The sequence below is a fragment of the Bacillus inaquosorum KCTC 13429 genome (genome assembly GCF_000332645.1).
GTDB classification, from domain to species: domain Bacteria; phylum Bacillota; class Bacilli; order Bacillales; family Bacillaceae; genus Bacillus; species Bacillus inaquosorum.
Genome location: NZ_AMXN01000003.1, coordinates 82,893 through 94,553 on the forward strand (window position 1 = coordinate 82,893; position 11,661 = coordinate 94,553).

14 protein-coding genes and 2 pseudogenes are annotated in these 11,661 nt (G+C 41.0%); 2 read left to right on the forward strand and 14 right to left on the reverse strand.

From position 1 onward, the window contains the following. Positions 1 to 24: 24 nt before the first annotated feature. The 6 genes from BSI_RS12500 to yneA form a co-directional block, all read right to left on the reverse strand. Positions 25 to 243 (reverse strand): YneF family protein, encoded by a 219-nt coding sequence (locus tag BSI_RS12500; protein WP_003221221.1) that lies wholly within the window; start codon positions 241 to 243, stop codon positions 25 to 27. An 85-nt stretch (positions 244 to 328) separates the two neighbouring features. Beyond that, positions 329 to 775, reverse strand: coding sequence for a sporulation inhibitor of replication protein SirA (sirA, locus tag BSI_RS12495; protein ID WP_003238200.1), 447 nt, complete (start codon positions 773 to 775; stop codon positions 329 to 331). Between the two features lie 152 nt (positions 776 to 927). After that, entirely contained in the window at positions 928 to 2,931 is a 2,004-nt protein-coding gene (tkt, locus tag BSI_RS12490) for a transketolase (RefSeq protein WP_003238201.1), read from the reverse strand. A gap of 168 nt (positions 2,932 to 3,099) precedes the next feature. Further along, on the reverse strand, positions 3,100 to 3,333 hold the full coding sequence (locus BSI_RS12485; protein ID WP_003231595.1) for a DUF896 domain-containing protein: 234 nt from the start codon (positions 3,331 to 3,333) through the stop codon (positions 3,100 to 3,102). 63 nt (positions 3,334 to 3,396) lie between these two features. Continuing rightward, positions 3,397 to 4,050 carry a YneB family resolvase-like protein gene (locus tag BSI_RS12480; RefSeq protein ID WP_003238203.1) on the reverse strand — a complete coding sequence of 218 codons (654 nt, stop codon included), beginning with the start codon at positions 4,048 to 4,050 and terminating at the stop codon, positions 3,397 to 3,399. 18 nt (positions 4,051 to 4,068) lie between these two features. Next, the gene (gene yneA, locus BSI_RS12475) at positions 4,069 to 4,386 is read right to left on the reverse strand and encodes a cell division suppressor protein YneA (RefSeq protein ID WP_080010814.1); all 318 of its coding nucleotides are present in this window, start codon (positions 4,384 to 4,386) and stop codon (positions 4,069 to 4,071) included. A gap of 149 nt (positions 4,387 to 4,535) precedes the next feature. Here yneA and lexA point away from each other — a divergent pair, with 149 nt between their 5' ends. Continuing rightward, complete coding sequence (gene lexA / locus BSI_RS12470; protein WP_003238209.1) at positions 4,536 to 5,153, forward strand: transcriptional repressor LexA; 618 nt, start codon at positions 4,536 to 4,538, stop codon at positions 5,151 to 5,153. 525 nt (positions 5,154 to 5,678) lie between these two features. Here lexA and BSI_RS0120995 read toward each other — a convergent pair. From BSI_RS0120995 to BSI_RS23235, 3 genes and pseudogenes are all read right to left on the reverse strand, one after another. Continuing rightward, positions 5,679 to 5,969 (reverse strand): hypothetical protein, encoded by a 291-nt coding sequence (locus tag BSI_RS0120995; protein WP_003238211.1) that lies wholly within the window; start codon positions 5,967 to 5,969, stop codon positions 5,679 to 5,681. A 74-nt stretch (positions 5,970 to 6,043) separates the two neighbouring features. Continuing rightward, a pseudogene (locus tag BSI_RS23230) lies at positions 6,044 to 6,175 on the reverse strand (hypothetical protein); the annotation flags it as partial. Positions 6,176 to 6,304: 129 nt separating this feature from the next. After that, a pseudogene (locus BSI_RS23235) lies at positions 6,305 to 6,466 on the reverse strand (VOC family protein); the annotation flags it as partial. Positions 6,467 to 6,644: 178 nt separating this feature from the next. Here BSI_RS23235 and BSI_RS12460 point away from each other — a divergent pair. Then, a complete protein-coding gene (locus tag BSI_RS12460) occupies positions 6,645 to 7,097 on the forward strand; it encodes a YndM family protein (protein WP_003238213.1) in 453 nt (150 codons plus the stop codon). A 26-nt stretch (positions 7,098 to 7,123) separates the two neighbouring features. Here the strand turns inward: BSI_RS12460 and pghL are convergent, their stop codons facing one another. From pghL to BSI_RS12435, 5 genes are all read right to left on the reverse strand, one after another. After that, on the reverse strand, positions 7,124 to 7,882 hold the full coding sequence (gene pghL / locus BSI_RS12455; protein WP_003238214.1) for a gamma-polyglutamate hydrolase PghL: 759 nt from the start codon (positions 7,880 to 7,882) through the stop codon (positions 7,124 to 7,126). Positions 7,883 to 8,110: 228 nt separating this feature from the next. Beyond that, the gene (locus BSI_RS12450; protein ID WP_003238215.1) at positions 8,111 to 8,425 is read right to left on the reverse strand and encodes a hypothetical protein; all 315 of its coding nucleotides are present in this window, start codon (positions 8,423 to 8,425) and stop codon (positions 8,111 to 8,113) included. 90 nt (positions 8,426 to 8,515) lie between these two features. After that, positions 8,516 to 10,159 carry a YndJ family protein gene (locus BSI_RS12445; protein ID WP_003238216.1) on the reverse strand — a complete coding sequence of 548 codons (1,644 nt, stop codon included), beginning with the start codon at positions 10,157 to 10,159 and terminating at the stop codon, positions 8,516 to 8,518. Then, positions 10,153 to 10,773: a DUF4166 domain-containing protein gene (locus BSI_RS12440; protein WP_003238217.1), complete on the reverse strand. Its 621-nt coding sequence runs from the start codon at positions 10,771 to 10,773 to the stop codon at positions 10,153 to 10,155. Before BSI_RS12440 ends, BSI_RS12445 begins: the two co-directional genes overlap by 7 nt. Positions 10,774 to 10,777: 4 nt before the next feature. After that, entirely contained in the window at positions 10,778 to 11,584 is an 807-nt protein-coding gene (locus BSI_RS12435; RefSeq protein WP_003238218.1) for a hypothetical protein, read from the reverse strand. Positions 11,585 to 11,661: the final 77 nt, after the last annotated feature.

Consider the following 11,661-nt stretch of genomic DNA (forward strand, 5'->3'; position numbering starts at 1 on the left):
TCTCTATATCATAATCTTTACGTATTATTTCGTTTGATTATTCATGGCTTTCATCATTTGATTGATTTTCTTTTGAGAAGGTTTCATTCCCATTTGCATCATCATCATGCGTAACATTTGTTCATTAATAGGCGGATTCTTTTTAAGGTAGCTCATCATATATTTACGAGCAATAAAAAACCCGAGTGCAACACCTATGAGCAATGCAACAACGCCCACTAGGATGCCAACCCATAAAGTCATTTTATTTCCTCCTTCATGTTGTCTAGTTTAAAGTGTACTAAACCAAAAGCTATTATACAACATTTACATCTCTTTTTCTTCGGTTTTAGACAAAATTTCTTTCTTTCACCGGATTTAGCCATCCATAACGCTTCGAATTGAAATCCATTGCTAGAAAGCAAGGGCTTACTTTTCTCAACACTTCAAAGAAAATCGTTTCTGCCTCGTAATCCCCCGAAGCTACAATTTCTATCATGTGCTCCTTCATCATAAACGTCGCATGGCCTTTGGCTTTCGGCAAAGCTAATCTATAAATATAATCCAGCTGCCTGTAATCCGCATTGTTTAAATTCATTTTTAACCGCTGATGCATATGTAAAATCGGGATTGGCTGTGTAATATATTGAATCTGTTTCTCTGTCATTTCATACTGCTGCTTTGTCAGACTTGTCCAATGATAGTCTTGAAACAGCTCAAACATAACCGATTCCCGCCCGAAATAGTGATTGGCAAATTCCTCTTTTATCAGGTACGTATAGTAGTGACGTTCCATCTTTTCATCCCCTTTTGCGGCAGCATTTCATTTGCTCTCTATTATACAAAAGAAGAAAAGAAAGAATTGTCTATTACTGTTAAACAGCCAATACTATTTTTGTCGGATAAACAAGAAAAAGAGGATGATTTGACTCATCCTCTTTGAAAGACTTACTTATTTAGTAATGCTTTAACTCGATTCACTACGTTTGGAACTGAGAAGCCGTATTCGTTGATGATGGTTTCGCCAGGAGCAGATGCACCGAATCGGTCTATGCCGAGCACATCTCCTTCAAGCCCTGTGTATTTGCCCCAGCCAAATGATGCACCCATTTCAATCGCAAGGCGTTTTTTCACATCTGCAGGGAGGACAGTGTTTTTGTATTCATCAGATTGTTTCTCGAAACGGTCCATTGAAGGCATGCTGACAACAGAAACATCGATATTCTCTTTTGCCAGTTCAGCCTGCGCTTCAATCGCAAGACCTACTTCAGAGCCTGAAGCGATGAGAAGAGCGTCAGGTGTTTCGTTTTTAGATTTAGATACGACATATGCACCTTTTTCTACTCCCGCCAACGCTTCTTCAGCTGTTTGGTCGATCGTAGGAAGGTTTTGGCGTGTCAACACCAGCGCTGTTGGCTGATCAGTGCTTTGCACTGCAAGCTTCCATGCTGCCGCTGTCTCATTGCCGTCTGCAGGACGGATCAAGGAAAGATTAGGCATCGCACGGAGTGAAGCAAGCTGTTCAACAGGCTCGTGCGTCGGGCCGTCTTCACCTACCGCAATACTGTCATGTGTGAAGACATATGTGACAGGAAGACCCATTAATGCTGCAAGGCGAATCGCTGGACGCAAGTAATCAGAGAAGACAAAGAAAGTTCCGCCGAATACACGAAGTCCGCCATGAAGCGCCATGCCATTTAAGGCTGCACCCATCGCAAATTCACGAACACCAAACCAGAAGTTTTTGCCTGAGTAATCAACCGCTGTAAAATCACCGGCATTTTTAATTGTCGTTTTGTTTGATCCCGCTAGGTCAGCAGAACCTCCGACAAAGAAAGGAATTTTTTTCGCTAGTCCGTTGAGAACTTCACCGGAAGATGCACGGGATGCCAGGCTGCTTCCTTTTTCATAAACAGGAACCTCTTGATCCCAGTCCTTCGGAAGCTCTCCTTTGATTGCCAGCTCAAGCTGTTCAGCAAGTTCAGGATAAACTTCTTTATATTTAGCGAATTGGGCATTCCATTCCTGTTCTTTTTTCTCGCCTGATTCTTTAACCGCTGCAGCGAAATGCTCATATACTTCTGACGGAACGTAGAAATCCTCTTCATACGTCCACGCGTAAGCTTCTTTTGTTAACTTGCTTTCCTCTTTACCAAGCGGCGCACCGTGAACACCGGATGTGCCGGCACGGTTAGGTGAACCAAAACCGATTGTCGTTTTCACTTCAATTAATGTAGGTTTCTTTTCATTTTGGCGTGCTTTTTCGATAGCCGCTGTTAATTCTTCAATGTTGTTTCCGTCCTCAACATAAAGAACTTCCCAATTCATGGCCTCAAAACGCTGCTTCACGTTTTCAGAGAATGAACGGTCAAGATCTCCATCGAGAGAGATGTCATTAGAATCGTATAATACGATCAGACGGCCAAGCTGAAGATGGCCTGCGAGTGAAGCGGCTTCAGAAGAAATACCTTCCATTAAATCACCATCACCGCAAATACTGTATGTATAATGATCGACTACGTTAAATGAATCACGGTTGTAAGTTTCCGCTAAATGGCGTTCAGCAATAGCCATTCCGACCGCCATGGCAATTCCTTGGCCAAGCGGACCTGTTGTTGCATCAACACCGGCAGTATGTCCAAATTCCGGGTGTCCAGGTGTTTTGCTGCCCCATTGGCGGAATCCCTTAAGATCTTCGATGCTAAGATCAAACCCGCTTAAATGAAGCATGCTGTATAAAAGTGCTGATCCGTGTCCAGCAGATAAAACAAAACGGTCACGGTTAAACCAGCCAGGGTTTGCCGGACTTACGTTCATAAATTTTGTCCACAGTGTGTATGCCATTGGAGCGGTCCCCATTGGCATCCCTGGGTGACCAGAATTTGCTTTTTCAATAGCGTCTATTGACAGTGTGCGAATGGTAGCAACTGATTTCTTTTCAATTGTATCCATAAAAATCCCCTTCCTTATGTGTTGTACCCTTACATCATAAATGTCTGACGACTTTTTCTCAACTGTTTCAGCTTAAATTTGAGAGAAACTTGTTGAATTTTGTCACATAAAAGTTTTGCTTATAGTATATACAAAAGAGGAATACGATATTTCCGTATTCCTCTTATATTAGTGAAGTTTGTTATTTCTTTGTTCTCTTTTTAGTTTTTCTGGTGTAACATCATTGCCTTCTGGGTCAATGATTTTCACGCTTTTTAAAGTGTTTTTCATAGAAGAGCGAAACCCTTTCAGGTACTCTTGACGGAGCTTTTGCTGTTCGGCTTTTTCTTCTTCTGTAATAACGCCAGCTTTGGCTTTGGCAGCAAGTTCATTAATTCTTGCAATTTTTGCGTTTGAAATCATGTTAAACTCCTTTATTGCATTTTGTCTATATAGTACTAGATCAAAAAGAGTTTTACAACTGATTCACTCGGCTGTCTCTTCATTCTCTATGTATTCCTGAAACCGCCGGTGGACGGTCGCTTTAGACACATCATAGCCAAACCCTCTTAGCGTAGCCGCGATTTCTGCGAACGTCAGTTTATTCGCTCTTAGGCGGACGATCTCTGAGATTGGTACCTCTATTCTTTCTTTTCCGCTGTTTTCATGTTGGTTTTTCAGGTTTTTTTGCGGTTTAAACCCGTTTTTTACTGCACGCTTCATTCCCCGCTTGATTTTCATGTTGTGAATTTTCCGCTGGTACTCTTCCACAATGCTGACGATCTCCAGCACCATCGAGTCAGCCTCCGATAACTCCAGTTCCCCTCTGTGAGCTGTTGTATAGACTTTTACACCTTCTCTGTAGATACAATGAAGCAGTGCGATTTTTGCATTTCCCCGTCCAAGCCTAGTCTCATCCTGAACCAAAATAACATCAATACCCGAATTCTTGATCTCATCAAGCAGCTCAAATACACCGTCCCGATCCATTTCATATCCACTGGCTTTTTCAGAAATCACTTTGACGACTTCCAGGCCGTTCTCGGCTGCAATCGCTGTAAGCTCCTCCTCCTGCCGCTTTAATGAAGTCTCCTGCTGTTCTTTATTTGTACTTACGCGGGCATAAATGAGTGCTTTCATTTTTTCTATCTATCCTCTCTATCTTACAGTTGCCAATTCATATGCATCCTGATGCTTCTTTTTCAACGGAATCACCAATTCATCTCCCGGCTGGATATCAGACGTCTGAAGATGATTGTTATCAGCTACCCATTCAATAAATTCACTTTTGTTTATCTTTTTTTTATCTGCTACCTGATCAGCAATTGACCATAATGTATCGCCTTGCTGAACTTCTATTTTAACATACTGATTAAGCTCCTGGCCGCTGCTTGTATATGACAGCAAAAGGATAACCGCGCTCAAAATCACTGTGAACAGACCGACAAAAATAATAGATTCTTTACTCATGATCATAACCTCCAACAGGAATGTTCGTTCGCCTTTTTATAATTTCAGTATATACGAACACACGTTTCTGTCAATTGTTTTTTCGAACCTATGTTTGTACTGTAAGGAAAATCATGCTATAATCTTCTTAAAATCGACGTTTTGAGGTGCAAAAAATGACGAAGCTATCAAAAAGGCAACTTGATATCCTCCGTTTTATTAAAGCAGAGGTTAAATCAAAAGGATATCCGCCTTCCGTGAGAGAGATCGGAGAGGCTGTCGGGCTTGCTTCCAGTTCAACTGTCCACGGTCACTTGGCCCGTTTGGAAACAAAAGGGCTGATCAGACGGGATCCGACAAAACCAAGAGCTATAGAAATTCTTGATGAAGAAGTAGACATTCCGCAAAGCCAGGTCGTTAATGTGCCGGTCATCGGGAAAGTCACGGCGGGATCTCCTATTACAGCAGTTGAAAACATTGAAGAATATTTTCCGCTTCCAGACCGAATGGTTCCCCCTGACGAGCATGTGTTTATGCTGGAGATTATGGGAGACAGTATGATTGACGCCGGTATTCTCGATAAGGATTATGTCATCGTTAAACAGCAAAACACAGCGAACAACGGGGAAATTGTAGTTGCGATGACAGAAGATGATGAAGCTACGGTAAAACGTTTCTATAAAGAGGATACTCACATTCGCTTACAGCCTGAAAACCCAACGATGGAACCTATCATCTTGCAGAATGTCAGCATTCTAGGGAAAGTGATTGGCGTGTTCAGAACCGTCCATTAATCTATTGATCTATCAGAAGCATAAAACAACCCCCTTTTCCTTTATGGAGAGGGGGTTTATTGTTCAAAAAAAGCAGGCCCGACCTGACTTTTAGGTGCGAGCCTGAATAGGAGGAAAAAGAACATCATGTTTACACCATAATTATCCACCAAAAGATTGTTGAAGTCAAGAAATTTTCTTTCCTTTAGGAAACTTTTATGAATGTTGTCTGTTTAAAACATTAGACGTTATCTTCTTAAAAACGTTTCATTTTCTGAGGTCGTGGAATGATAAGGCTTCATGTTCAATTAAGGAGCGCGACAATTGAATTTTATGAAAATTTAGTACATAGTTTAGTTAGTTAAACACATACTAAAAAACAGCTCACTTCCTTAATCGTCGTGAGCTTTAATCAAAATGAAAATATTCTATACCATAACTGCCCTTTACTCGAACACTTGTGCAGTATTCTGAATGCTCTTCGGCAAATATACGGTATCGATGAAATGGGTCAATAGAAACCTTATCCTGAGCTCTAAAATCTAACTAGCTGCCGCTGAATTGCTTCGTGCTCAGCGTAGTATAATCCCCCGTAAGCCCCAGCCGCTGAAGTTTAATCTCAACTGAGCAAGTATTGGTCCCCAAGATCGTAAACTGATAGCCTAAAAAATAGTCGATTGCCGGAACATCACTAATATTTTCCAAAACAAAAGATTTTGTACTGTCATTTAAAATAAAGTCTGTTTTATGCTCAAAATCTAAAGCTGTCACATGGGTACTGCCAACGCCAAAAAAACACATCAAAACTGCCGATAAAGTTAAGATTTTTATTTTCACTACATCCCCCCTTCACCATATTTTTACCATACATGAGATTTATGTATATGTTCTGTGTGATATTTCGAGTTTGTTTTAATCATAAAATGCCATATGCGTTTTTTCCTGTTTATAATAACGAAGCCTATCTTGAAGGGTTCCGGTATGAAATTCAAATTTGTGGCCGTCAGGGTCGGTAAAATAAATCGATTTTCGATCGCGTTCATCTCGTTCTCTGCCGGCAGAATATTGGCATGAAACCTTTTTAATTTTGTTGACATTTCCTCAAACTCCCACTCTTCAATGGTAAAAGCAATTATGGGTATAAGACGCCTTAATGTCATTTCTCGGAATGTCAGGTTCTTCATTAGTGCAAGCCAGATGCCATTTAAATCAAAATATGCTGTTGTTCTCCCCTTTACCAGCAGCTTAGCACCAAACACATTTTGATAAAACTCAATCGATGTATCCAGATGAGAAACTGAATATAACAAGTGATTGATTCCTTTTATCTCCACAAATCATTCCTCCTCGAAAGCTGATCATCCCATATGTACGTTCTTTTTCCAAGAAAGTTCCATACAGCCAGAAAAAAATACCAGTGTAAACAAAATCGGTTTGTTCAAAATAATGACTGTAACAAACATGGCCTTACTTGCTAGGAGTTTCCTCAAAAATAACAATTTAGGTGGTCAAATGAAACATATCATTGCACTTGCTTCAAAGATTGCTTTCACTCTCGCCCTTTTATATGTAATTTTGGACAGAGTCTATCACGCGCCATTTTTAAGCGTGCTGTTTATTGCATTTTTCTTAGGTTTTGTGTCATACCTTTCCGGTGACATGATCGTTCTTCCGAGAACAAACAATATTACAGCTTCATTGGCTGACTTTGGACTTTCATTCGTTATTCTTTGGGTCTTTGTTTTAACTCAAACAAGAAACGATTTCCCACCGTTTGCAGCCGCTCTTCTTTCCGCTGCCTGTCTTACTGTTTTTGAATACTTTTTTCATCGGTATTTGCTGGAAAATGTGCTGGATGAAACCTTTCGAAATGAACTGGCAGCCAAGGATAACACTCTGCAATATCAAACAGAAGCCGCAGATGAGCTGTTTCCTGACGTTACGAATGAGAAGCATGAGGAATAGGAGGCTGCCTTGTCGCCTCCTATTTTTCAGTAGTTACTTTTTAAAAAACTGGATACCACTTCTGTAAAATCATAAAACCTCTCATTTTGGGTAACAGATCTGCTTTCTAAGGAAAAAATGCCGAACAAAGATTTTCTAAAACCTGTGCTCATTTCTAGCTGGATGCTCAGGCCTGTTTTTGATTTGTTTGCAATGTTATTCGGACTTATGCCTGCATGCGGATGGTCCGTACTGAGCAATACAGCAGGAAAACCTGCATTTTTTAGTTTCTCAACTAAATCTGCCGCTCTTACGCGATCTGTACCGCCGACTTCGATTTGCTGATCTTCTTCTGCATATCCGTGCAATGAAATGACATATTCATGACTTCCCGTCATCTTCAGGGCCCGTGGCTCATCAAAATGCGTGCTCGTAATATGCAACACTGAGTTTCCTGACGATTTCAAGCCTTCAAATAAATACATCGAGTACTCTTTGCTGAGCTCTCTCGCTATTTCACTTGTCCCGCCTTCAATACCTCCTCCATGAATGGCTAAAACAAGGACAGGGCTGCCGGTTTCCTTCGTAACAATGCCGTAATCAGAAGGGTCTTCATTGTTTTTTAATTCCTCAAAATTCTGATATACATCTTCAGCATATATTGAAGAAATCGGAGTGAACACCACAAAAATAAACAATATTTTTACAATTTTAAGAGTTGATGGAAAACATTTGGCTATGTTACAATCAACATGCTTCAAGGAATGGAGCAAACGGCGGAGCAGGGATACTTTGGCCGGTTTCATCTACTCCGCCTCTAAGTCCAAATAAACAGGATGTCGGTTTCTTTGAGGCTTTAGCACGAATTCTCTCATCCTCCTTGTTAAATTTTTGTTAAATTCACAATATTATATACCATTAGCCCGGGCGCTGTTCTTCTCATTTCTGAATTTATGAAAAGTAAGTTGGCATCACCTTTTTCCCAATTCCCATATCAAACAGAAAAACGCACCTGCCCTTTGGCCTGTGCGTTTTTACCTTCTTTTCATTCTTCTTTTCTTTGCTTTATTCAGTTTCATGATGTTTTTTTCAATTTTTCTTATTTTTCGCCTTTGCGGGATTGTTTTCACTTCACGATAAACAGCGATAAACCCGCTTAATGTCACTGCTGCGATGTAAAGGACACGGTGTTTGATAAACCGGTCAACGCGTCCATGAACATCCGCCTCTTTTTCCAGCCTTTCGATCACATCTTTATCAAACAGCTGATCGACATACAGTTGTTTCATTCCCACTGCAAATCCCGCAGCCAGCCAAAGAATCAGAAAACTACTGATAAAAAACATCATAATATCCTTCCTTTCCCGTCTAGATGCGCAGAATGGGAATGTGGCTGATTGAATCGTCAAACAGCTTTCAGCCGAAGCCTCTTCTTTATGTTAGGTTCTTTCATTTGGGCGGGCAATATGTGTAATGCTGTAATGAACAGTTAGAAATTTTATTCCAAACAGCCACATGTGATGAATGGCGGTTAATCTGTTGTCATGCGCAGCTTCTATCAGAAAGGTTTCAGACAAAGGCAGCGGACAAGTTCCCGCTCTGGTTTGCAGATAAATCCCCTCATCTCCAGCTCCGCTTTTTCTACGCCTGCTCGTCAAAACCAGTTTCTCCTGATGATGATAAGGCTTTAAAATACCTGTCATGCTGCTGAATGGAAGCGGGAGGGAGATGTTCATATACCCTTCTCCATTTGAACGATACACTGAATATAGAGCGGTAAAAATGGTTTCGTTTTTCTCATTTGTTCTGATCCAGGCACGCACTTTGTTTCTTCCGTCTTTTTTCGAATTGACACCCTTTATCGTGCTGTACATCCTATACCAGTCTGGGTTCGTCGACAGATGTATTTGGCCGGTTCTTCTGCTGAACCATTCGTAAACAATTGCAAACGGCCGAAACCATGTGCTCCACGTCACTTTTGCCTTTACATCATAATCAATGGTTTGTTCATAAAACGATAGGATGAACGGCGCCAGATTTTCCGGTGAAAAATCTTTTGAACGAAGGCTTCCCATATCATCCACAAGCCCTCTGTATTGAGCGTTATTTTCAGCTTGAATGTTAGCTAAAAAGTCTTTTCCAATCCTTCTTTTTCCGTAGATACGGCTGAATGTCTTTACGCTGTCTGCATCAAAAGGCTTCGGAGCTTCTATTCTCCATCCAATGAGAGCGGGCAATATAACAGCAAACGCGTTGACAAAACCGTGAATCCAAATCATCTGATTGATGTTCAATGTAACCTCTTGCCGAAATACACCAAATGAATAAACCATCGAGAAAGTGATCGTTATCATTAAAACGGCCGAAGAAAGCCGAATAAGAATTTTAGCCGTCTTGCTGCGAAAAGCTGTGGTGAACACCAAAAAAGCGTAAAGATAAAGGGCCACCATATAGATGCCAACCGCAATGACATCAAGTGTTTTTGAATATGTGATGCCAAGCGCGATAAGAAGGGGCGAAAATAAAATTACCCATGTTATCCACCTGTACAACATCCGCTTTTTTCTGGTGATTCTCCCGAGCAAGCCGTTAAAGATTGGAATCAGAAAAGCTGAATAGTGAAAGTGGACAGCAGTCAGCAAAATGATGAGAGGGCCAAATTGCATTATCTTCAAATGTGCAGCATAAGCAAAAAACCAAAACCCTCCGCCCGCCAAATAGATAAGCCCGAACAAAACTGATGTCTCTTCAATTCTATGTATATTTGTTTCCCAAAGGCGAAGGATTCCATAAAATGCAAGAAAAATTGTGTACATCCACCAGATCAGAGCGAAACCTCCGATGTCTGTCACAAGAGCCAGTACCGCAAAGAAAGCGGCTGCCGGATAGCACTTTATTAACCCAGATTCTAGAGATTGAGCAGCCCGGAGCGGCGATTGATGAAAGACAAAAGGAAAAATTCCCGGTACAAAATAAAGAATGGATAGCAAAACAAGTGTCTCTGCCACTGATATATGGGGTGCTTCCGCTGCAAAAAATCCTATAAAGCAAAGCGTACTGATCATGCCATTTCGTTTTAGCATGATTCTCTCTCTTCTTCCTGAAACGTTCCTTTATAAAAGAAAAGAGTACCGAGAATTGTATTTTGCACATGCACTTGAATGGTGAAGCAATTCTTGTTTTCGTCAAACGTTTCGCAAACAACTGATGTACCCGTCAGCCATTTTGGCAGCGGTATTCTTTTTCCGCATAGCAATAGCCATTGCTTTCCCGATGTAATCGTAAGAGAGCCATCAGGAGATGCCTCGAACGCTAAAACAGACAGCAGAAGATGAGGTTTGCCGAAGAAATCAAGTATTCTATCTTCTTTTTCGTCGTATACCATGATCGCGTCAAAGAAACGTTTATTGCCTTTAAAGTAAAATGTACGATTCCATTCTATCCCGATATGATCCCGATTCATAAGACAAGCTCTATTTTGTATCGTAAAAGGGATGTCTTTGCCTCTTTCTGAAAAGAAGCACCTGAAAAAAACACCCAGTTTTAACAGCATTCTGACCAGAAAAGAGCCTCCGCTTATCTCTGACATCGTTCCTGTCCCGCTGAATGTATGAGATTCGTCTAACTGATAGCGTTTTTGCAGCTTGGGATGCAGCAAATGATAGTTAATGATCGTTTTTTCATAAATCGAACTCACAATGTCACTTCTTTCTTTTTCGTTTTGTGTGCCAGGCACTGGGGAGCTGAAGACTAAGAACACCGCTTGCCGCAGAAAACACACACAACAGCATCGATAATAATATCTCGGAACCTACAAAAGCGAATCCAGCAAAGATACAAGCCTGGCCGGCGTGAATGATCCATTTTCTCTTTAAAGGAATCAGCCATAACATACCCATACCTATCTCCGCTGTTCCTGCAAAAATGCTTGTTTCAAAACCTGTAAAGCCTTGATAAAACCAAAACAGACTGAAAAACAGACATATTATCACATAAACGATAGCAGATCGAATTGTGTGTTTGGGATGTTTATTTTGCTCGATCCAAAGCCTTAATGCATCAAAGCTCCATGCAGTCGCCCAGCCAAGCAGCGGCCGAAATAATAAACGATCGATCCATTTTCCCGGTAGTCCGTAGGCTGTTTTATATTGGTACTGTGTTAAAAAAGTAATTTTCCCGTTATCTTGCTGTATGTACTTCCAGTAGCCGCTGCCGTGCTGAATCAGAGATAACGGATGATCAGAGCCAAAAGCCAGTGAGGAAACTCTTTCAGATGAACCTTCGTTGATAACACCAACTGTTTCTCCTGTACCTGATACCTTTAATCCAAAGCCTATCCTTGTTTCGTAAAGAAACTTCTGCTTTTCGTATGGCTGCTTATGCAAATATGTGATATTTGAAAACCGGAGGTCCCATTCCTTATGCAGCGATGGGTTTTGTGTATATTCCCAGAGCTTATCCAGATCAGATCTCATTTCGATTTCTACATAAATCGGTTTCTGTCTCACAGCCCCTCCTCCCTTCTATTTCAAGCAATTCCTATATTAGCATATTGACCATTTTAAAAATGCTTACCTCCCAAAAA

Excerpts from the sequence above, each read along its gene's own strand:
- BSI_RS12500 (WP_003221221.1), bottom strand. The coding sequence starts at position 243 with ATGACTTTATGGGTTGGCATCCTAGTGGGCGTTGTTGCATTGCTCATA.
- sirA (WP_003238200.1), bottom strand. The coding sequence starts at position 775 with ATGGAACGTCACTACTATACGTACCTGATAAAAGAGGAATTTGCCAAT.
- tkt (WP_003238201.1), bottom strand. The coding sequence starts at position 2,931 with ATGGATACAATTGAAAAGAAATCAGTTGCTACCATTCGCACACTGTCA.
- BSI_RS12485 (WP_003231595.1), bottom strand. The coding sequence starts at position 3,333 with ATGATTTCAAACGCAAAAATTGCAAGAATTAATGAACTTGCTGCCAAA.
- BSI_RS12480 (WP_003238203.1), bottom strand. The coding sequence starts at position 4,050 with ATGAAAGCACTCATTTATGCCCGCGTAAGTACAAATAAAGAACAGCAG.
- yneA (WP_080010814.1), bottom strand. The coding sequence starts at position 4,386 with ATGATCATGAGTAAAGAATCTATTATTTTTGTCGGTCTGTTCACAGTG.
- lexA (WP_003238209.1), top strand. The coding sequence starts at position 4,536 with ATGACGAAGCTATCAAAAAGGCAACTTGATATCCTCCGTTTTATTAAA.
- BSI_RS12460 (WP_003238213.1), top strand. The coding sequence starts at position 6,645 with ATGAAACATATCATTGCACTTGCTTCAAAGATTGCTTTCACTCTCGCC.
- pghL (WP_003238214.1), bottom strand. The coding sequence starts at position 7,882 with ATGAAACCGGCCAAAGTATCCCTGCTCCGCCGTTTGCTCCATTCCTTG.
- BSI_RS12450 (WP_003238215.1), bottom strand. The coding sequence starts at position 8,425 with ATGATGTTTTTTATCAGTAGTTTTCTGATTCTTTGGCTGGCTGCGGGA.
- BSI_RS12445 (WP_003238216.1), bottom strand. The coding sequence starts at position 10,159 with ATGCTAAAACGAAATGGCATGATCAGTACGCTTTGCTTTATAGGATTT.